The sequence below is a fragment of the Niastella sp. sgz303648 genome (assembly GCF_059587045.1).
Window position 1 is genome coordinate 44942 of the sequence record NZ_JCAPSW010000001.1, and the last position, 22010, is coordinate 66951.

Annotated in this window: 15 protein-coding genes; 6 read left to right on the top strand and 9 right to left on the bottom strand. The window is 43.6% G+C overall.

The annotated features are described in order from the left end of the window. Nucleotides 1–723: 723 nt before the first annotated feature. The 4 genes from AC59IL_RS00110 to AC59IL_RS00125 form a co-directional block, all read right to left on the bottom strand. On the bottom strand, nt 724–1941 hold the full coding sequence (locus AC59IL_RS00110) for a L,D-transpeptidase family protein (RefSeq protein WP_496550021.1): 1218 nt from the start codon (nt 1939–1941) through the stop codon (nt 724–726). 506 nt (nt 1942–2447) lie between these two features. Beyond that, nucleotides 2448–3578, bottom strand: a complete 1131-nt coding sequence (gene hppD / locus AC59IL_RS00115; RefSeq protein WP_496550022.1) for a 4-hydroxyphenylpyruvate dioxygenase — start codon at nt 3576–3578, stop codon at nt 2448–2450. Between the two features lie 370 nt (nt 3579–3948). Further along, nucleotides 3949–4287: a GIY-YIG nuclease family protein gene (locus AC59IL_RS00120; RefSeq protein ID WP_496550023.1), complete on the bottom strand. Its 339-nt coding sequence runs from the start codon at nt 4285–4287 to the stop codon at nt 3949–3951. Between the two features lie 159 nt (nt 4288–4446). Then, nucleotides 4447–5901 carry an alpha-L-fucosidase gene (locus AC59IL_RS00125; RefSeq protein WP_496550024.1) on the bottom strand — a complete coding sequence of 485 codons (1455 nt, stop codon included), beginning with the start codon at nt 5899–5901 and terminating at the stop codon, nt 4447–4449. 97 nt (nt 5902–5998) lie between these two features. Here AC59IL_RS00125 and AC59IL_RS00130 point away from each other — a divergent pair, with 97 nt between their 5' ends. The 6 genes from AC59IL_RS00130 to AC59IL_RS00155 all read left to right on the top strand — a co-directional run bounded on the left by AC59IL_RS00130 (nt 5999) and on the right by AC59IL_RS00155 (nt 14533). After that, on the top strand, nt 5999–7309 hold the full coding sequence (locus AC59IL_RS00130; RefSeq protein ID WP_496550025.1) for a 5-(carboxyamino)imidazole ribonucleotide synthase: 1311 nt from the start codon (nt 5999–6001) through the stop codon (nt 7307–7309). A 203-nt stretch (nt 7310–7512) separates the two neighbouring features. Beyond that, on the top strand, nt 7513–8565 hold the full coding sequence (locus tag AC59IL_RS00135; protein WP_496550026.1) for an efflux RND transporter periplasmic adaptor subunit: 1053 nt from the start codon (nt 7513–7515) through the stop codon (nt 8563–8565). 6 nt (nt 8566–8571) lie between these two features. Next, a complete protein-coding gene (locus AC59IL_RS00140) occupies nt 8572–11661 on the top strand; it encodes an efflux RND transporter permease subunit (protein WP_496550027.1) in 3090 nt (1029 codons plus the stop codon). 88 nt (nt 11662–11749) lie between these two features. After that, nucleotides 11750–13078: a TolC family protein gene (locus AC59IL_RS00145; protein ID WP_496550028.1), complete on the top strand. Its 1329-nt coding sequence runs from the start codon at nt 11750–11752 to the stop codon at nt 13076–13078. A gap of 40 nt (nt 13079–13118) precedes the next feature. Then, the gene (purE, locus tag AC59IL_RS00150; RefSeq protein ID WP_496550029.1) at nt 13119–13631 is read left to right on the top strand and encodes a 5-(carboxyamino)imidazole ribonucleotide mutase; all 513 of its coding nucleotides are present in this window, start codon (nt 13119–13121) and stop codon (nt 13629–13631) included. A 35-nt stretch (nt 13632–13666) separates the two neighbouring features. Continuing rightward, nucleotides 13667–14533: a DUF6929 family protein gene (locus AC59IL_RS00155; RefSeq protein WP_496550030.1), complete on the top strand. Its 867-nt coding sequence runs from the start codon at nt 13667–13669 to the stop codon at nt 14531–14533. Between the two features lie 73 nt (nt 14534–14606). Here AC59IL_RS00155 and bshC read toward each other — a convergent pair whose 3' ends face one another. The 5 genes from bshC to AC59IL_RS00180 form a co-directional block, all read right to left on the bottom strand. Then, the gene (bshC, locus tag AC59IL_RS00160) at nt 14607–16202 is read right to left on the bottom strand and encodes a bacillithiol biosynthesis cysteine-adding enzyme BshC (protein ID WP_496550031.1); all 1596 of its coding nucleotides are present in this window, start codon (nt 16200–16202) and stop codon (nt 14607–14609) included. A 78-nt stretch (nt 16203–16280) separates the two neighbouring features. Continuing rightward, nucleotides 16281–17105: an SMP-30/gluconolactonase/LRE family protein gene (locus AC59IL_RS00165; RefSeq protein ID WP_496550032.1), complete on the bottom strand. Its 825-nt coding sequence runs from the start codon at nt 17103–17105 to the stop codon at nt 16281–16283. 190 nt (nt 17106–17295) lie between these two features. Further along, the gene (locus AC59IL_RS00170) at nt 17296–18543 is read right to left on the bottom strand and encodes an NAD(P)/FAD-dependent oxidoreductase (RefSeq protein WP_496550033.1); all 1248 of its coding nucleotides are present in this window, start codon (nt 18541–18543) and stop codon (nt 17296–17298) included. 88 nt (nt 18544–18631) lie between these two features. Next, the gene (locus tag AC59IL_RS00175; RefSeq protein WP_496550034.1) at nt 18632–19633 is read right to left on the bottom strand and encodes a 4-hydroxyproline epimerase; all 1002 of its coding nucleotides are present in this window, start codon (nt 19631–19633) and stop codon (nt 18632–18634) included. A 336-nt stretch (nt 19634–19969) separates the two neighbouring features. Beyond that, nucleotides 19970–21454 (bottom strand): aldehyde dehydrogenase (NADP(+)), encoded by a 1485-nt coding sequence (locus tag AC59IL_RS00180; RefSeq protein ID WP_496550035.1) that lies wholly within the window; start codon nt 21452–21454, stop codon nt 19970–19972. Nucleotides 21455–22010 lie beyond the last annotated feature (556 nt).

Consider the following 22010-nt stretch of genomic DNA (forward strand, 5'->3'; position numbering starts at 1 on the left):
CTTTTAACCTGTAAACTTTTCCTCTTTCCTGAATGGCAGGAAAGCTGATAATTGTCAACGAAATTATTACAAAGTGTACAAATTCATGTTATTATATGATTAATGCTAACAGGCCGCAACCGGGAGGGGAATCATCATAAAGGCACAAGATACAAGGCTCAGGGCACAGGATTAAGAAACAAAGCACAAGGCTCAGGATACAAGGTTCAGGGTATCCGCCTTTGCTAAAGCTTTGGCGGACAAGCAGAGTTAAAAATACAAGGCCGGGAAGGTAGCAAAAAATACAGCATTATTTTGTACCTGAATCGGCAATTTCGCCCTATTTTTGCGACAAAATTTTACCATATGGCTAATGGCGCTTCAAAATTTTTGTACTGGATCCTGTTTTTAGCATCTGCTGCCCTGTTTGTTTTCGCAATCGCTTCGCGATTTGAGTATCTGACCCTGATCCTTCCTTTTGTTTGTACATTTTTTGTAAAAGCAATGGACATTATTTAAAAGGCAATGGGCAAAGGGCAATAGGCAATAGTCGTTGCGCTTTGGAATTCCCTGGTAAATTCATTTCTCAGTATATTTCATCACGTTATTTCGTTCTATATAAAACAAATGCCACCATATCGGTGGCATTTGTTTTATATCATTTCTAACAAAAGGTCTGTATTGATTGCTGATCAAAATTGCTCACTGAGACTCCTATTCACCATTGACCATTCACCATTCACGCTATTGTTGATTGCTCATAGGCGCCGTTTGCAGGTTTACAATAGCCGTTTCGGGCTTTTCGATAAAAATGGTTTGTTTTAATTTAACGGCTACCGTTTGTTCGTGTTTAACGGCGGGTGTCCATTGCGGCATATTTTCAAAAGCTTCTATCAGGCGATCGTTCAGGTCGTCGTTCCCTCCTTTAATAACATTGGCATAGATCACTTTTCCCTGTTTATCGATCACAAACTCAACCATGGCAAAGGTTTTGGCCTGGCCGTTTTGCAGGTAAGGCACCATGTCTTTACTCAGCTTTTCGAGAAAAGCCTGAAATTTATCGTTTCCGCCCGGATATACCGGCAGGCGCTCAACCACCGATGAAATTTCATCCTGGTTGTAGGTTTTAAGCGGACGGCGTTCCTTTTTGGCCACCACGGCTGGCGCCACTTCTTTTTCTTTGGGAAGGGAGCCTTCTACCACATAATCGCCCTTTTTTGAAACCATAATAACGGGCAGGTTATGGGTTTTTTCGAAGTACAGGTAGGCGTGTTTTAATTCTTCACTCAAATCGTGGTATTCAGGAAAATCCTTTACGTATTTTTTCAGGTAATCGCTGCTGCGCGGATTATCGAACCGTATGGGGAAAATATGCACCGGAATAAAATCCTGTCCCATGCTTTTGGCCTGCGCAGCGAGAATGTATAATTCTTCGATCTGTTCGTTATTAACCGGAATACAACCGGTTGTTACGCAGCTGCCGTGAATGTAAATATCACCACCCGGCATCAATGAATCGCTGAGTATCCTGTCTGATGCATTGGGGTAATTTAAACCGAGCGACAGGTGGTAGTTGCTTTTGGGATTAAACTCATTGATATAATAAAACCCTTCGGGAACCTGATAATCGCCTGCCATACGCTTAGGGCCCAGCGATCCGGCCAGTGCACATACCCGGTAGGTTTTAAACAGCTTAAACTTTTCGTTCATTTCCTGTTTAACCCAAACTTCTATCTGGCTGTCGTACTTGAACGAACGGATATAAATATACCTGGCAGGCCAGGTTAATCTTTTATCCTTAAACTGTTTCATCAGCGTATCTTCCTTATGTTTAAGCGCTTCACTGATACGCGGGAACGACCTTTGATAGTCGATAAAATTATAACTGGCAGCAGCCATTTGCGCTGTTGCTGTTTTTGCCATTCCCATGGCTGCCAGTAAAATTATGGTTAGGTATCTCATTGAAGGTAACTGCGATTAAAACGAAAATTAGGTTATGATTATTTGGTTCACAATGCTGATCTGATGTTAAAATTAATGCAAACAAAGCACCAAATTTCATTTTAGCTTATGCACATTGTGGAAAACGGAAAAATCCTATAGGGCAGGCATCGCTATTAACACAGCCGGTTTTATCACCTGACTTTCTTATAAATTACAAATTAACCTTAATCAATATTCATATTCAGGTGTTTCAGCGAAAAGATCCTGAGCGTAGTGAGCGAAGTCGAACTATCAAAGGATCCAAAATACGCACTGAGCGTAGTCGAAGTGCGACTTACAAAGATTTCGACTTCGCTCAATCTTTTTAAACAATACCCTTCGACTACGCTCAGGGGTATATATGGTTTAAATATAATATTTTCTTTTCCGGGATTACTGATATTTGATTTTTTTCAAATAAAAAAAGTCCCGCCGCAGGCGGGACGTTGGTCTTTATTATGGCTATACCAGAGAAATGACTTTTTCTACAAATTCCCTCTTAATTCCTGTTCACGTTCAATGGCTTCGAACAAGGCTTTGAAGTTGCCTTTGCCGAAGCTTTTGGCGCCTTTTCGCTGAATGATCTCGAAAAATAAGGTGGGCCGGTCTTCGATGGGCTTGGTAAATATCTGCAGCAGGTATCCTTCGTCGTCGCGGTCGACCAGTATGCCCAGTTCTTTCAACGGGGCTAGATCTTCATCTATCTTCCCTACCCTGTCTATCAGGTCATCGTAATAAGAAGTGGGCACTTTCAGAAATTCTACTCCCCGGTCGCGTAAACCCGTTACGGTTTCTACGATGTTATTGGTGGCAAGGGCCACGTGCTGGCATCCTTCGCCATCGTAAAAATCGAGGTATTCTTCCACCTGCGATTTTTTGCGGCCTTCGGCTGGTTCATTAATGGGGAATTTCACAAAACCATTACCGTTGCTCATTACCTTACTCATGAGGGCTGAATACTCGGTGGAAATATCTTTATCATCAAAGCTCAGGATGTTCCTGAAGCCCATTACTTCTTCATAAAAACCTACCCATTTATTCATCTGGTTCCAGCCTACGTTGCCCACGCAATGGTCAACATACTGCAGGCCGGTTGACGTAGGATTGTATACCGATTTCCATTCAACAAAACCCGGCATAAAAGCACCGCGATAGTTTTTTCGTTCAACAAACAGGTGAACCGTTTCGCCGTAAGTGTGAATACCGCTTAATACTACTTCGCCATGAGCGTCGGTAAGGCGGGTTGGTTCCATATAACTTTTACCACCGCGGCTGGTGGTTTCTTCCCAGGCTTTGGTGGCATCGCCAACTCTGAGCGCTAACATTTTTACGCCATCGCCATGTTTGTAAATATGATCAGCGATGGCATTGCCGGCGCGCAACGGCGTGGTTAAAACAAAAGTGAGCTTGTTTTGTCTGATGGCGTAGCTGGCACGGTCTTTAACCCCTGTTTCGGGGCCTGCATAAGCCAGCGACTGAAACCCAAAAGCTGTTTTATAAAAATGAGCGGCCTGTTTGGCGTTGCCCACATAAAACTCAACATAATCGGTTCCTTCGAGCGGTAAAAAATCAGTTTTTGTATCGGCAGATGCAGACGCCATTACTGTCTTTGACATAATAAATTGTTTAGATAGTATAAATTATACATTCACGAATGCAGTGAATTCGCAATAAGCAGCGGAAGAAGAATAAAAGAAAGATTATAAACAACTGTCCATAGCCAATGCTTCCATCAGCAGGCAATAGCCCATGCGTTTGTCGTTAAAAACTTTATGAGGGTAATCGGGTTGCATATTACCGTACAAAGATAAAGAAAATGGAGGAAAAGGTCCTGAGCATAGTGAGCGAAGTCGAACTATCGAAGGATCGCTTAATACGCACTGAGCGCAGTCGAAGTGCGGCCGCAAAGAATATAGCAAACCACTTCCGATAAGGATTTCGACTACGCTCAATCCTTTTGTGTGGTACTTCGACTACGCTCAGGATCTAATGTAAATCCTTATAAATATGATGTGTCAAATTTTGACATTGAGATAATAACTGCAGCTTATGTAAATTTTGATCAATTAAAGCCTGCTTCTTTATTCTTGTCCAGCCTTTTAATTGCATTTCCCTTTGAACTGCATCCTGTAGAAAAGGAATCATTTCATAATATTTCAATTCCAATGGCCTTCTTTTAAATGTATAGCAGGTGGGATATACTCCGGTTTGGTGTTCAGCAAATCTCTTAATGAGGTCGTTTGTTAATCCAACATAATAGGAATTATCCTTACAAAGTATGATATATACATAGTATGCATCCTGGGGTCCATCGTGGTAAATCATATAGATGTTTACTATTATAACAACTATTTTTGAAACTTGTACTAAAGAGGATATTAAAAGATTTCTACAAGGTATTCAAAGTGTCCTGAGCGAAGTCGAAGTGTGGATTTCGACTACGCTCAATCCTTTATTTCGATCCTTCGACTACGCTCAGGATCCTTACGGCTGCTTATAAATCCCAAACGTGTGTATTGCTGCACATGCCTTGCCGCCGGTGATGCGCAGGCGTACATGCGACGCTGTTACCGGTTTGCATTTTACCAGCCATTTGTAACCGATACATTGTTTGCCGGTTGCTTCTGGAATAGCCGTCCAGTTGCTGCCATCGGCTGAATAATCCACCGACCATACTGTGGTACGATGGCCGAGTTCAATTACTTCCTGTAGCATCAGTACATCAAATGTTTTGGGCGATGTCAGGTGAAAAGTAATGGTATCTGTTGTAAAAGCATCTGAAGTAGCGTAATACGTGCTTTCCAGATTGTCGGTCAAGTTGATTGCTCTGTATTTTGCACCACGGCCATGAAGCGATTGAATAACGGCGCCTTTGGCAAGATTGGTTTTAAAAGTTGTATTGATGAGCCGGCGCAAACTATCGCTTCTTTGTGCATCAATGGCCGGAACGAGTCCCTGTTTATCCGGCGGAAAATTCAGCAGCAATACGCTGTTGCGGCCAACCGATTTAAAATAAATATCCCACAATGTAGCGACGCTTTTTACCTTATCATCTTCTTCGGGATGATAAAACCAGCTGGGGCGAATCGATACATCTGCTTCGGCCGGAACATACGCTGTTCCATTTATTTCTCCTTCATTTAATTCCTTTATGTGATCGGCTTCTTCTTTTATTGAGTTTGGATTAATGGTCGACCAGCACGGATCGCCTGAATAACCCGATTCATTGCCCATCCACCGGCAATCGGCAAAGCGATATGAATTTTTGGTTCCAAAAACAACACATTGGGGCTGCAAACGACGAACCGTATCTGCCCAGCGTGTATAAAAATCCGTCGTCAGCTTATCGGCTCCTGCCCCATCCCACCATATTTCCCAAATACGGCCATAATTTCTTAATAACTCCGACAATTGACCGGCATAGTAGTCACTATAAGCCGGTGTTCCATATCGGTGATCGTGGCGGTCGTGCGGACCGAGATAAATAGCGGCTTTTATGCCGGCAGCTTTGCAGGCATCGGTAAATTCCCTTACCACATCGCCCTTACCATTTTTCCAGGGACTGTTCTTTACCGAATAATCGGTATAGGCCGAAGGCCAGTTGCAAAAACCATCGGCATGTTTGGCTACCAGAATAGCACAGTGAATGCCGGCTTTTTTAAGAACGCTTGTCCATTGTTTGCAGTTCAGGGCAGTTGGATTAAACAATTGCGGACTTGCTTTTCCTTCGCCCTCGTTATCGTTGGTAAAAGTATTCATACCAAAATGAAAGAAAGCGATGATCTCCCGATGGTACCATTCAATTTGCCTTGCGTTGGGTTCGGGACCTATGGGTTTGGGGGCCGGCTGGGCATACATTGATAAAGGGATTAATGAACAGGCTGCCGCCATGAAGGCCAGGTATCTTTTTGCAGATAATACAATTTGGTTGAAACTCATGTTGTGTTTTATAAGTAAATGATTATTCCGGGATTTCAACAGTAAGGCAACCATAACAGCCTTTTACCCTTAAAATAGCAGGTAAAATTAGTCAAGTTTGTCAAATCAGTCATTGGTCCTGAGCGTAGTGAGCGAAGTCGAACTATCGAAGGACCAGTTTAACACACTGAGCGTAGTCGAAGTGTGGATTTCGATTATTCAATGGATTTCGACTACGCTCAATCCTTTTTTGCGATCCTTCGACTACGCTCAGGATACTTATCTTTGCCGCTCAATAAAACTAACCATGCAAAAAATTGGTATCCTTGGGGGCGGACAATTAGGAAGGATGTTGTTACAGGCAGCAGCGAATTATCCTGTTGAAACCTTTGTGCTTGAAAACGATGAGCAATGCCCTGCAGCGCATTTATGCCACCGGTTTGTAAAGGGTGATATTCGCAATTTCGACGATGTGTACAATTTCGGTAAAGGCCTCGATGCGATTACCATAGAAATTGAATCGGTGAATGAAGATGCGCTGGAAAAACTTGAACAGGAAGGTGTGAAGGTTTATCCCCGCCCTTCGGCCCTGCGTACCATAAAAAATAAAATATTACAAAAGCAGTTTTATAAAGAACAACAAATACCTACCTCGCAATTTATAGTTACCCAAAACATCGCCGAATTAAAAAGCAATGCCTCTTACCTGCCAGCTGTACATAAACTGGGCCAGGGCGGATACGATGGCCGCGGCGTACAATTGCTTAAAACAAACGAAGACCTCGACAAAGGATTTGATGCCCCCGCAGTGTTGGAAAAAATGGTTTCGATCCACCGCGAAATATCACAGATCATTGCCATAAATGAAAAAGGCGAAACAGCTTTGTATCCGGCGGTAGATATGGTTTTTGATCAACGGTTAAACCTGCTCGACTACCAGATAAGTCCGGCCGAACTTACCGAAAAAATATTATGGAAAGTAGAGGCCATTTCACTGGCGGTGGTAAAAGGTTTAAAGAGTCCCGGCATATTCGCTGTTGAATTGTTTGTAGATAAGCAGGGGGATGTTTTTGTGAATGAAACAGCTCCCCGCGTTCATAACAGCGGACATCATACTATTGAAGCCAATTACAGTTCGCAGTTCGATATGCTGTGGCGCGTAATGCTCGGCTATCCGCTCGGTAATACAGAACATATTTTACCCGCAGCGATAGTGAATCTCATAGGTGCTGCCGGTTTTGAAGGTGAAGCAAAATATGAAGGCCTGCAGGAAGTATTGCAAATGGATAATGTATTTGTTCATTTGTATGGTAAAAAACAAACCAAACCAGGTCGCAAGATGGGACATGTAACTATCGTCAGTAAAGACAAACAGGATTTGACGTATAAAGCTAACCGGATTAAAAACATATTAAAAGTAGTAAGTTAGCAGCGGTTCAGCCTTCCGTTCATCCCCTTTTTATGGTTCTGCCATTGTGAAAGCATTAATTTTGCGGAGCGAGCAACGTGATTTGTAAAAACGGCAAACGAGAAGCCATGCCCTCATTAAGTAACCTTATTGATTTGGGAATGTTTTCGCGTTTGCCGTTTCACATTTGCCGGTTTAGGTAGTTTATAAATATATAACATCAGATGAATTTTAAGTGCCGGATTTTACTCGGATTTATTCTGTCTTTTATTTTTATTTCCTGCAAAAGCGAAAAGAAAACTAATCCTCCTGCCGGTGGTCGTTCAGGTGGCGACCGTCCTGTACAGGCAGAAGCATTTGTTGTAAGAACAAAATCGCTGAGCGAAAACCTCGAAATTCCCGGGACCCTGTTACCGTTTGAAGAAACTGAAATTCGCCCCGAAATATCGGGTCGCATAGTTTGGTTGAACATTCCCGAGGGAAGTTTTGTTCAAAAAGGAACGCTACTCGTTAAGTTGTTCGATAATGATCTGCAGGCACAGTTAAAAAAATTACAGGTGCAGTTACAGATCGCCCAAAAAACAGCCGAACGTCAGAAGGAATTATTAAAGATCAATGGCATCAGTCAGCAGGAATACGATTTAAGTGAACTGCAGGTTAGTAATCTTAAAGCCGATATTGAACTAACCCAGGTGAGCATTGGTAAAACCGAAATCAGGGCCCCTTTTGCCGGAAGAATTGGTTTGAAGAATATCAGTACCGGAGCATACATTACCCCCACTACCCTGCTTACCACCATCAGTCAGGTAAGTCAGCTGAAACTGGAATTTTCTGTACCTGAAAAATACAGCGAAGACATGCGCAAAGGCAGACCGATAAATTTTTCGGTGGCCGGCAGCGATGCCAGATTCACCGCTTCGGTAATTGCTACCGAATCGAATATCGAAGCCAATACACGCACCTTAAAAATACGTGCTGTAGTAAACGGCAAACACCAGCTGTTGGTGTCGGGTGCTTTTGCTAAAGTATCTTTGCAGTTGGGAAAGAACGACCGGTCGCTGATTGTGCCCTCGCAGGCTGTAATACCGCAGGCGCGCAACAAGCGGGTGATCATTTATAAAGGTGGTACCGCCAATTTTACGGTTGTTACTACCGGCATTCGTGATTCTTCATTTGTACAGGTGTTAGATGGCGTGCAGGAAGGAGATACAATAGTAACAACGGCTTTGCTTACCATACGCCCCGATAGTAAAATTAAATTAACCAAAGTACAATAAGGTTCCATGAACATTTCTGAGCTGAGTTTACGGCGCCCCGTGCTGGCAACCGTACTGAACATTGCGATCGTGCTGTTCGGTGTGATTGGTTTTACGTACCTCGGAGTTCGTGATTATCCTGCAATTGATCCGCCGAATGTAAGTGTGCGCACCAGTTATCCGGGAGCCAATGCCGAAATAGTTGAATCGCAGATAACCGAACCACTCGAAAAAGCCATCAATGGTATTGCCGGTGTTCGTAACATTACTTCTACCAGCAGCCAGGGCGTTAGCAGTATAAACGTAGAATTTGATCTGAGCATCGATCTTGAAGCAGCAGCTAATGATGTGCGTGATAAAGTGTCGCAGGCGCAACGGTCATTACCCGATGACCTTCCGGCGCCACCTGTAGTTGCCAAAGCCGACGCCAGCAGTGATGCCATTATTTCTATGACGGTGCAAAGCAATACCCGTAACCAGTTAGAGATTACGGAGTATGGCACAAACGTGTTGCAGGAAAGGTTGCAAACGATACCGGGTGTAAGCGCCATTCAGATATGGGGCGAAAAACGGTATGCGATGCGCATATGGTTCAATCCTGCCAAATTAAGCGCCTATGGCTTAACGCCGGGTGATGTACAAACTGCATTGACCCGCGAAAATGTTGAGCTGCCATCGGGTAAATTATCAGGCAATTCAACCGAATTAACGGTTCGAACCTTTGGCCGTTTAACTACCGAAGATGATTTCAATAATGTAATAATAAAGAACGTAAACGGCAGCGATATTCGCCTGAAAGATGTGGCAGAAGCCGTGCTGGGCCCCGAAAATGAGGAAACGATTTTAAAGGAAAGCCGCATACCGATGATTGCGCTGGCGCTGGTGCCACAGCCCGGCTCGAATTATGTGGCTATCAGCGACGAGTTTTATAAACGTTATGAGCAGATAAAAAAAGAAGTGCCCGCCGATATTAAACTGGGCATTGCACTGGACCAAACAAAGTTCATTAAAAAATCAATTTCCGAAGTAGAGGAAACGCTCATTGTGGCGCTTGTGCTGGTGGTGCTCATCATTTATTTGTTCTTCCGAAGCTGGTTAATTGCATTACGTCCGTTGATCGACATTCCTGTTTCGCTCATCGGCGCCTTCTTTATTATGTACCTGAGCGGTTTTACCATAAATGTGTTGTCGTTGCTGGGTATAGTGCTGGCAACCGGTCTGGTAGTAGATGATGGTATTGTGGTTACCGAAAACATATTTAAGAAGCTTGAACAGGGCATGAACAAATACGAGGCGGCGCGTGAAGGTTCCAAGGAAATATATTTCGCGGTTATTGCCACCTCCATTACCCTGGCGATTATCTTTTTACCCATTATCTTTTTACAGGGCTTTGTAGGCCGCCTGTTCCGCGAGTTTGGTATTGTGGTAGCGGGTGCGGTATTGATATCGGCTTTTGTATCGCTTACCTTAACGCCGGTACTGAACGTAAAGCTTACCCGAAAAGTAATAAAGCACGGCTGGTTCTATCATAAAACCGAACCCTTCTTTCGCTGGATGGAAACCGGCTATTACAATTCGCTGAAAAGATTTATGCGCGTACGCTGGGTGGCGCTGATCATTGTGGTGGTTTGTTTTGGCATTATCTACTTTATCGGTACTGGCCTGCAGTCGGAACTGGCGCCCATGGAAGACCGCAGCCAGTTTCGTTTATCGGTTACAGCACCCGAAGGCACTTCGTACGATTATATGGATCAGTACATCGATCGCCTGTCGCAGTTCATGCTCGATTCTGTTCCCGAAAACCGCACCGATCTTACCGTAGTGGCGCCAGGTTTCAGTGGTTCCGGCGCTACCAATACAGGTTTTGTACGCTTAACCCTTAGTGAACCAAATGAAAGAAACCGTTCACAACAGCAGATTGTTGATATGGTGAACCGCAACCTCGGTAAGTTTTCTGAAGGAAAGGCTTTTGCCATACAGGAACAAACCATTTCGGTAAACCGCCGTGGTGGACTGCCCGTACAGTTCGTAATTCAGAATAATGACTTTAGCAAGATATCGCAGGTATTGCCCAAATTTCTTGAAGAAGCCAACAAGAGCCCGGTTTTCCAGGGCGTTGATGTTGACCTGAAATTCAATAAGCCTGAGATAAATATTGAAATTGACCGTATAAAAGCGAGCCAGCTGGGTGTAAGCGTGGCCGACGTATCGCAAACCCTGCAACTGGCATTGAGTAATCTGCAGTTGGGGTATTTCTTCAGGGCCGGTAAACAATATTCAGTGATTGGCCAGGTGGCGCGTAATGATCGTGACGACCCAACCGATCTGAAAAATATATATGTTCGTAATACCCGCGGCGAAATCATTTCGCTCGATAACCTTGTGTCGATACGCGAACAAACCACCCCTCCTACGCTGTATCATTTTAACCGGTATAAGTCGGCTACTATTTCTGCCGGCCTGGCACCCGGCCGTACGTTAGGAGAAGGTATAAAAGAGATGCAAACCATCGCCGGTCATTTGCTGGATGATACATTTGCTACTTCGCTGGCCGGTTCAAGCCGCGACTTTGCCGAAAGCTCGGGTAATACCTCGTTTGCTTTTATACTGGCGCTGGCGCTGATATTCCTGGTACTGGCGGCACAGTTCGAAAGCTTTATCGATCCGCTGGTGATTATGTTAACGGTACCGCTGGCGATCGCCGGTGCTGTATTATCGTTATGGTTATTCGATCAAACCCTGAATATATTTTCGCAGATTGGCATGATTATGCTTATAGGACTGGTTACCAAAAATGGTATCCTGATTGTGGAGTTTGCCAATCAAAAGCAGCTGGCAGGTTTGCCCAAAAAACAGGCAGTTATTGAAGCAGCGAGCGCCCGTTTGCGCCCGATCTTAATGACCAGTTTAGCTATGTCGCTGGGTGCATTGCCAATTGCTTTATCGCTTGGTGCAGCGGCTACCAGCCGTATACCATTGGGTATTGTGATCGTAGGTGGAATTATGTTCTCACTTATATTAACCTTATATGTGATACCAGCCATGTATTCGTTCCTGAGCGCCAAAAAGAAAAAGAGTGAGCTGGAACTGATGGAAGCGGAGGTGCATAGAGCATGATGCCTGTTACCAGTTACCAGTTTTCCTGGTATCTGGTATCCGGTAACTGGTAACACAACTACAAACAACAAACTATTTTCCCGGCAATATGAAATATGCTTTTATACTAATTGCTTGCCTCTGTTGTACATTACTGGCAAAAGGGCAACAATTATTGACCCTTGAAGACGCGATTTCCGCTGCGCTGAAAAATAATTACGATATCTTGATGAGCCGGAACGATTCAACGTCCTATGCACTGGACCGTTATTATTCGTTTGGCGCCTTTTTACCTCAGTTGAATGGCGTGGCAGCTACTGTTTGGAATACCAATAATCAAAAACAAAAGTTTGTAAGCCGTGTGTCGGGAAAAGATAGTACAGTTTCGCGAAGCGCTGTAAGAACTACCAATCTCAGTTACTCTGTTAATCTGAGCTGGACCTTATTCGATGGCATGAAAATGTTCGCCACGCGCGAAAAGCTCATAGAACTTGAACATCTGGGTGCATTGGGTGTAAAAAGTCAGATGGTGAACAGCATTGCAGCTGTTATCAATAATTATTTCAATATTGTTCGTCAGAAGCAACAGCTGAAAGCAGTGGAAGAGCAGATGTCGATCAATGAAGAAAGGGTAAAACTGGCCGATAAAAAATTATCGGTTGGTTTAGGCAACAAGCCCGAACTGCTGCAGGCAAAGGTTGACTACAATGCGCAAAAAGCGGCACAGCTGCAACAGTTAACGTTGATAGCCCAGTTGCGCGATCAGCTGAACCGGCTCATTGGCTTTACAAGCGGCTCGGTTTACGAGGTAAGTGACAGCATTCCGCTCAACACAGCCTTACAATTTGGTGCACTGACACAGCAGTTCGAACAAACCAATCCTACGTTATTGATGGCCAAAAAGAACATTGATATTGCCAGCCTCACCGTAAAAGAACAACGGGCAGGATTATGGCCTACTCTTTCATTCAACTCAGCCTATAATTTTTCCCAAACCAATAACAACATAGCGGTAAACCCAAACCTGGCCTTTTTTAATCAGAATAAAGGATATAATTACGGGTTGGGTTTAAATGTTCCCATTCTGAACGGCTTTAATACACGCCGGCTTATTAAACAGGCGCAACTGGATGTGCAATATCAGCAACTGAATTATAACAATCAGCGATCGCTGGTTGATGTTGGCCTTACCAATGCATTTAAAGATTATGAACTACAAAAGCAGCTGTTAACGCTCGAAGAAGATAATATTACCCTTGCTGAAGAAAATGTAGTGATCGCCCTGGAACGGTTCAAACAGGGTGTTTCGACCTGGCTCGAATTGCGCGAGGCCCAAAAAAGTTTACTCGATGCCAAAACCCGCTTAATTGCCGCCCGCTATAACACCAAAGTAGCCGAAACGGAGCTGTTGCGGTTGAAGGGGGATTTGTTGCATTAATATTATATTTCTTTTCTTTGCTACTTAACTAACCAGCTATATGGAGCCTAAGATTGGTATCATAATGGGCAGCGACAGCGATTTACCGGTAATGAAAGCTGCCGCAGAGGTATTAACTGAATTGAATATTCCCTTCGAATTAACTGTAGTATCGGCCCACCGAACACCGCTGCGGATGGTGCAATATGCCACCAAAGCACGTGAAAGAGGGCTTAAAGTAATTATAGCCGGGGCCGGCGGGGCCGCCCATTTACCTGGTATGGTTGCCTCCCTTACCCCATTGCCGGTGGTTGGCGTGCCTATTAAATCGAGTAACTCGATCGATGGATGGGATTCGGTATTATCGATTTTACAAATGCCTAACGGCATACCGGTGGCTACGGTTGCTTTAAATGCCGCTAAAAATGCCGGCATTCTTGCCGCTTCTATCTTAGGGGCTTTTGATGAAACCATTGGTAACCAGGTAGCTGCCTATAAGCAAAAACTGGAACAGGAAGTAATGGTTAAAATTGAAAACCTGAAAAAACAGGGGTGGGAAAATAAATTTGATTAGGCAATTATTGATCATCCTTGTAATTTGCGCGTGGTATGAAATTGAAACTGCTTGATTATAAAGAATTGCCGGATTTACCCATTGGCTCAAATCTTGAATTTTTTAATGATTTCCTTTATCTGGTAGATGATGATGCCAGTGACATGGTTGTGCTTAATAAAAAATGGCAAACCCATGCCACCCATCACCTGCTGGTGAACGGTGACCCCAAAATCGCTCCCAAAAGTAAATCTGATTTTGAAGCTACCACCATTATTGAGGTGAACAGTATTCCCCGTTTGCTGGTATTGGGTTTTGATGTAAAAGACAATCACCACAAAGCTATCCTCATCAATCTGGATGATCATACCAAAGAAGAGTTCGATATCACTGAGTTTTACAACCGGCTGAAAGAAACCGTGGGGGTCATTAACATTGAATCGGCTGCTATTGTGCTGGGAAAACTGATATTATGTAACCGCGATCATAAAGCAGCGCCCGAAAAGCATATTATTGTAACAGATGTGGATTTCTATAGAAACCAGTCGGGCGCAGAAATAACCACCGTAAGTTTTGATTTACCGCAAACACCTAAACAGGTGGTTGGTCTTTCAGGACTTGCTTATTCGTATAAAAACGATTGGCTGGTTGCCACCCTGCTTACTGAAAGCTCAACCGACCCCGAAGGCGGTTTAGGCGACAGTTACCTCGCAGTTATTGAAAATGCTTCGCGTAAAGTAGTTCGCAAAAAAATGAAAGTAAATACGCTGTTTCATTTGAGCGAAACCAATGAAGCATTTAACGGTTTTAATATGCAATCGGTTTGTATTCGTACCGAAAAAAATATGCGATTGAAACTGTTTTTACTGGCCAAAAATAAAACGGGAAGTAATAGTGTGTTTACGGTAAGAGTGAAAGAGTAGAAAATTAAAATGTGAAATAAGAAATGAGGGATGAAAAGTGGAATACACTTCTTCATTCCTCATTTTTCATTTATTATTTCTCATTTATAATGGTAAACTGTTGTTCGATCGCGGGCGAGTGTTCGTATACTTTCTCAATAAATTGCTTTCCCCATAGCGCATACCAGGGCATGAAGTTATCGATACGTTCCTGCAAGCCATTTCGCGGAAATAAAGCCGATTGAATAGTATGTATTTGCCGCTGCTCGGTTTCGTATTTTCTTTTTTCGGCACGAAGCAGTTTCTTTTCCAGCTCCTGCAGGGGCTTTAATGTTCGAGCCTGTAATGCTTCAACATGTTGTAATAACGATTTGTCGATCGCGGCGGCTTTGTTCTTTAATAATTCATACACCTGCATAGCCGCTTCGAGTTCATGCTTTAGTTTCAGCTCGCCGTTTTTATGCCGGCTCACCAATACGGTAAGCAGTTGTTGCTCCGGTTGAAAAAAGTCACTTGGCTGCAGCCCCAGTTTGTGGATCTTTTCCTGCCATTTCTTTTCTACGATCAAAAACGAATTACGCAATATCAATGCAGGGAAAGGAACTTTATAGTAATTAAAGAGGTCTTTCAGTTCGAGCCAGTAAGCGGTTTCACCGCCGCCTCCTACAAAAGCAATATTGGGCAAAATGGTTTCCTGGTACAATCCACGTAAAATTACATTCGGACTAAACCTTTCAGGATGGCTGTTTAATTCAGCCAGTATTTCTTCCTTCGTAAAACTTATAGAAGTATTTCTTACTTCATACTTCGTACTTTTTACTTCAATCAGCTCCCGTATATTATCTTTTAAATAGAACAGATTAATTTCCCGCGGATGTGCCTGTACTTTATACTGCTGCGATAATTTTTCAATGGTCTTTGAAACTATACCGGCGGCGGTTTGCTGCAGCAGGTCTTCGCGAAATACCGGTTCCATAACCTTTTTCAGCGCGGCATTATCGGGCAACACCACTATTAAACCATATTGTGCAAACAATGCATCGATCAGTTTAAAAGTGGCGGTTTGTATATCGGGACTTTGCAGATAACAGGTTTTCAGTAACTGAACCAGTTCGTTACCATAAGGCTGTACCGACAACTCTCCTTCTATACGATATATCAGTTTATCGAGCCCTTTGGTATTCATTCGACCAACGGCGCCTGTTTGTTTGGTATCCCATACCAGCTTTTCGCCGCTCAGGTAAACATGGCCCAGTTCATCGAGGTCGGCATCTTCGCTTCCCATCCAGAATACAGGAACAAAATTGTACTGCGGAAATTCTTTTCTGCACCTTTCGGCCAGTTTAATTACATGAAGAATTTTGTAAATAAAGTACAGGGTTCCTGTGAAGATGGCCGGCTGATGTGCCGTGGTAATTGTAAAAGTATTGGGCTGCAACAACAGCTGAATATTTTGTTGCACCGCACTGGCGGTAGTTAAAGCAGCATACTGCTTTTGTAATTCAGCTACCAGTAAATTTCGGTTTGTGTTAACCGGTTGCCGCGCATTGATAGCCGCTGCAATACCTTCAACAGAAACGGGATACTGATAAAAAGGTTGTACAGCCGGTGACTGGTTCAGATAATCTGTAATTAACTTCGAAAAATAACCCGTCTGCTGGTAAGATAAATTGGTAGAATTACAATCCATATTCAATAAAATGCGAACATAAAAGTACTATCACCCGCACAAACGCCACAATCAGCCATCAATTTTAACGTTCCATTGTTACTTTAGTTCATAAGCCACGATTTTATTTTTAAAGAAGGTGGGAACATATACGATCCTGTTTTTGGCATCGTAACCAATGTCGGCCGTATTCATTTTTTGGTCGCGGGTATCGAGCAGGTTCTGTTTGGTGCCATCTCCGTTCACATACCATATTGAGCCCTGCCAGCAGCTTACAATAAAATCCTTGCCGGCTACGTGTTCAACGCCATCGGTACCGCCTTCCATGCCATCGGCCAGTTTGGTCAATGATTTATCTTTTTCAACTTTATATAAACCACCGGCATCCAGTACATACAGATCATCGCCATTGATCAAAACGCCGTTGGGGCCTTTCAGATTTTCGAGCAAGGTGCTCACTTTACCATTTTCGATGCGGTGCACCTTTTTGGTTTTTGAATCAGAAACATATATCACCCCTTTTTTGTCGACAGTTAAATCGTTCAGCCCCTGTGCGCCTTCAACCGGAATTGTCAATTCAATAGCCCCTTTTGTTATATCAATCACCGCCACTTTATCAACATCAGCTACATATAATTTAGTTTTATATAAACCCAGTCCTTTTGGCGCTTCCAGGCCGGTTACCCAGTCAACCGCAATGATTTTACCATCGAGCCCCACTTTACCAATCGATCCTTTGCCGTCTTTTTCCCAGGGTTGTCCGTCGATATTCGATACATACAGCACTTTGCCTAGAGCATCGTACAATACCGATTCAGGCACTTTTAACAATGTATCTGTTTCCCATTTCTTATTGAGTTCGTGTTGGGCAGTAGCGAATAAGGTGGTTAATAATAAGGAACCGGTAATTACCTGTTTTTTCATATGTATCTGTTTTTGAGGATGCTAAAGATACGAGAAAACAGTTTCCGGTTTGTAGTTTGTGGTTTGTGGTTGCTACCGCGCTTTGGAGATCCCTTATTGAATCCGACACTTAAAAGTGCGAAAGGAATGAAATCGCACAGTGTGATTCACCAAAAGAACTACAAACTACAACCACAAACTATAAACAGCATTAAAACCTTTCCGGGGCAAAAGCACTTACATCAACTGAGGTTTGCTTTTTACTGATCAGCTCTTCTACCAGCTTACCGGTGCCAGCAGCGAGCGACAGACCCAGCATGGCATGTCCGCCTGCAATTACAAGATTTGAATATTTGCTGTGACCACCTATGTAGGGCAATCCATCGGGCGTAAGAGGACGCAGCCCGTACCATATTTTTTCAACCGGCATAACATCAACCGGCAAATCGGGATAATAGGCTTTGGCGCCGTTATAAATGGCCTGTGCCCGTTTTATTAAAAGAGGTGAATTCAATCCGCTTATTTCCATAGTACCACCCATACGCAGATCGGCGCCCATGGGTGTCATAGCAACCCGTTTATCGACCAATATGGCGGGATAACGCAGGTTTCGTTTAATATTTTCATAGGTCATACTGTACCCTTTACCGGCCTGCAACATTATATTAACGCCCAGTTTTTCGCTTACTACCGGCAGCCACGAACCATTGGCAAGCACGAGCTGGTTGCATTCGAATTTTCCTTTATCGGTAATTACAGCCGTAACCTTATTGCCATTTTTTTCGAAGCTGGTTACCGTAGTGTTCAGCTGCAGCTTTACACCGGCTTTTTGTAAATGAGTTTTCAGAGTACCCATAAAATCGCCGGGATGCATATGGCAATCTATCGGATATAATATGCCACCCTTTACATCAACCTGTACATCCGGCTCCAGCGCCTGCACTTCCTGTGCATTCAGGACCTTTGTTTCGATTTTCAGCGCGGCTGCTTCGTGCGCCATTTCAATTTCATGTTTTTCTACAGCCGCAGTTTTGTATAACATTAAACAACCAATTTCCTGCATGCGGAAACGGTTGCCGAGTTCATTTTTTATATCGGTTGTGAGTTCGCGGCTTAGGTGCAAAATATCATTCAGCGGCGGTACATTTTTCTGTACGGTTTGTGCATTGGCCTGTTTCCAGAAGGTAAGGCACCATTTGATCAGATCAACATTGAGCCGGGGTTTAATGTAAAAAGGACTGGTAGAACTGAGCATCCAGCGCAGGCCCTGCGCCACAATACCGGGCGTAGCAAGCGGAACAAAATGACTGGGCGATACATAACCGGCATTACCGAATGAGGTACCATCGGTAATGTCGCCTTTTTCGATAACTGTTACTTCGTATCCTTCCTTTTGTAAGTAGTAAGCGCAACAAAGGCCTATAACGCCCCCGCCAATAATTGTAACCTGTTTGCTCATTTGTTTAATTTAGTGGTGAAACGGCAAACGTGAATTTGAAAAAGTCGATTGTTTTTTTTCATTTTCAAATTTGCACATTTTCAAATTATCAAAGTACCTGAAACCCGTATGCATACGGATCATCTTCGGGATCGATTGTAATGGTGTTGTATCCGTAAACCTTTGCCCAGCCTTCGATACTGGGTCTGATGGCCGGCTTTCCATCTACCATAGTTTCTTCTTCAATACGGCCAATGAATTGAGAGCCGATGATGCTTTCGTGAATAAAGGCATCGCCTTTTTTCAGTTTTCCTTTTGCATACCATTGCGCCATACGGGCCGAAGTGCCGGTTCCGCAGGGTGAACGGTCAATTGCTTTATCGCCATAAAATACCGCATTGCGGGCGGTAGCATTTTTATCAATTGTGGCGCCCGTCCATAAAATATGCGAGCAGCCATTGATCGTGGGATTTTCAGGATGCACAAACTGGTATTGTTCATTTATCCGTTTGCGTAATTCACGCGCCCAGGCAATCAGCTTATCGGCGCCATAATGTTCCAGCCCTTTGAAATTTGGCTGAACATCCACGATGGCATAAAAATTTCCGCCGTATGAAACATCGATAGTAAGTTCGCCTAACTCAGGACAGGTTACTGTTAAACCTTCTGCCGCCAGATAACCGGGAACGTTAGTGAGTTTAACGCTTTTTACTTTTTTACCTTCCTGTTTATAGCTGATCATTACCAGTCCGGCGGGTGTTTCCATACGCATGGTACCGGGTATTTTGGGAGAAATCAATCCTTCTTCAATAGCAATGGTAATAGTACCGATGGTGCCATGGCCGCACATAGGCAGGCAGCCACTTGTTTCAATAAACAAAACAGCTACATCATTTTGCGGATCGTGCGCAGGATACAGAATGCTGCCGCTCATCATATCATGACCGCGTGGTTCAAACATCAAACCCTTTCGAATCCAGTCGTATTCTTTTAAAAAATGCTGGCGCTTTTCGCTCATGTTCTTTCCTTCCAGAACGGGGCCGCCACCTGCTACAAGACGTACAGGGTTTCCACAGGTATGTGCATCGATACAGAAAAATGTTTTTTTCATTTAAGCCACTGATTTGTTTTTGCTTCGCTGCGCGAAGCAGTTGTTGCCACAGATTACACAGATCAACACAGATAAGTTCCGGTGATTACACCTCAACTAATAGCTGTCCTTCATTTATGCAAGCTTATCGTTTCAAACGATTAAAGTAATAAAAAATTGATGATGGTAATTTATTTGTATGCCGCAGAAAACTGCAATTCAATTGGCAATAAGCAATTGGCAATAAGCAATAAGCAATAAGCAACAGGCAAACTTTGTCTACACAAAAAACTGGTTCATACTTCTTACGCTCTCGCCATACAACTTGCCTATTGTCTATTGTCTATTGTCAATTGCCTATTGTACAGATTCCTTCGTTACCACATCATTCACCGTGCGCCAGATGCCCAGCGGATTGCTGCTTTTTAATTCATCCGGTAACAGGTTATCGGGCCAGCTTTGATAGGCAATAGGCCGGGCAAAACGTTTGATGCCATCTGCCCCAACCGAAGTAAAACGCGAATCGGTAGTTGCCGGAAACGGCCCGCCATGATGCATGCTTAAACATACTTCAACACCTGTAGGAACTCCGTTTACAATAAAACGCCCGCAGATATTTTTTACAGCTTCTACCAGATCATCATTCTCAACAATATCTTTTTCAGTAGCCATTAAAGTAGCCGTGAGCTGTCCTTCGAGGCGACGCGTTACTTCAAGCATTTCACTGCTATCTTTACAACGGATCACGATCGAATACGGACCAAACACTTCCTGGTGTAAAACGGGATTATTTAAAAAGGCTTCACCGCTTGCCGATGCAATGGTAGGCGCACCCTGGTTTGTTTGCGGTTGTGCATCGGATACAGCTACTGTTTGTACATCTTTTTGAGACAGTGCCCGCGCTCTGTTTTCAGTATAATTTTTACTTATACCGGGGTGCAACATAGTACCCGGACTAACCGATTTTATTTCATTCCCCAATGTAATAATGAAGTTTTGCAACTCAGTTCCTTCAACACCGATAATAAGACCGGGATTGGTACAGAACTGACCAACTCCCAGTGTAATAGAACCGGCGTACATTTTAGCGATATCAACCGCCGACTGCTTTAATTTCTCCGGAAAAAGAAACACGGGATTGATACTTCCCATTTCGGCAAACACCGGAATAGGTTCTTTACGCTGATTGGCCCAGTCGAACAATGCTTTACCACCCAGATAAGAACCGGTAAAGCCAACTGCTTTTGTATAAGTATGCGTTACCAGGGCTTTGCCTACTTCCTGCGATGCGCCATGCACATGAGCAAAAACACCTTTAGGTAATTTACCGGCTTCAGCGGCTTTTAAAATTGCTTTTGCCACCAGTTCAGATGTTCCGGCATGGGCAGGGTGTGCCTTTACAATAACCGGACAACCTGCTGCCAATGCACAGGCCGTATCGCCACCGGCAGTTGAATAGGCAAATGGAAAATTACTGGCGCCGAAAACCACTACCGGTCCCAGGGGGATCAACATTTTGCGGATATCGGGTTTCGGCGGATTTCTGTTGAGATTTGCCGTATCGATCCTGGCTTCGAGCCACTCGCCCTTTTCGCAGGCATCGGCATAACTGGTAAGCTGAAATATAGTACGGGCCCTTTCATTGCGTAAACGGGCCTCGGGCAAGTTGGTTTCCCGCATGGCGGTTTGAATCAGTTCATCACCGGCGTTTTCGAGCTCAGCTGCGATGCTGCGCATAAAGCGGGCTCTTTCTTTCAGTGGATATTTGCGGTATACGTGAAAAGCCTGCCATGCATTGTTCAGTACTTCATTGATCTCCTGTTGGGTCGCATCTTTAAACATAATTCATCATTTTACTCCCGCCCAGGCGGGACTACAAATGTATTATACAATCTGTTACCCAATTTGTTTGCGTGAAATATTGAAGCTAAAAAGCTAATATTCGCTAATTGTTTGATTGTTTGATTGTTTGATGGCTGTATACCCTCAGATGGGGCATCCCGACTAATTAATGGCTGGTTGAAATGTAGTCTGATTGAAAAATAAAGGGTTGTATAAATGTAAACCAACAATCAAACAATTGAACCATCAAACCATCTGAAATTTCCGGTCATTAACAGGAAAGAAAGAACCCCTTCTTTCGCTGTTAATGCATCCCGGATTGTGCAATTCAAATTGCACAACACAATCAGAACCTAAACATTCTAATGGTGAGAGTTGCTACTAATGAAAAACAAAGCGTGTAACCTGATCCAAATATAAAGTGTAGCGCAGGTAATTTTTTTACCCTGGTTGACTATTCATTGTATTTTTTTGTTAATGGTATGTCGCATACTTCTAATTAATTAGGACTGCATACTACCCTTTTTGCTATTTTCCGTCAACACTGCAGCGGGCG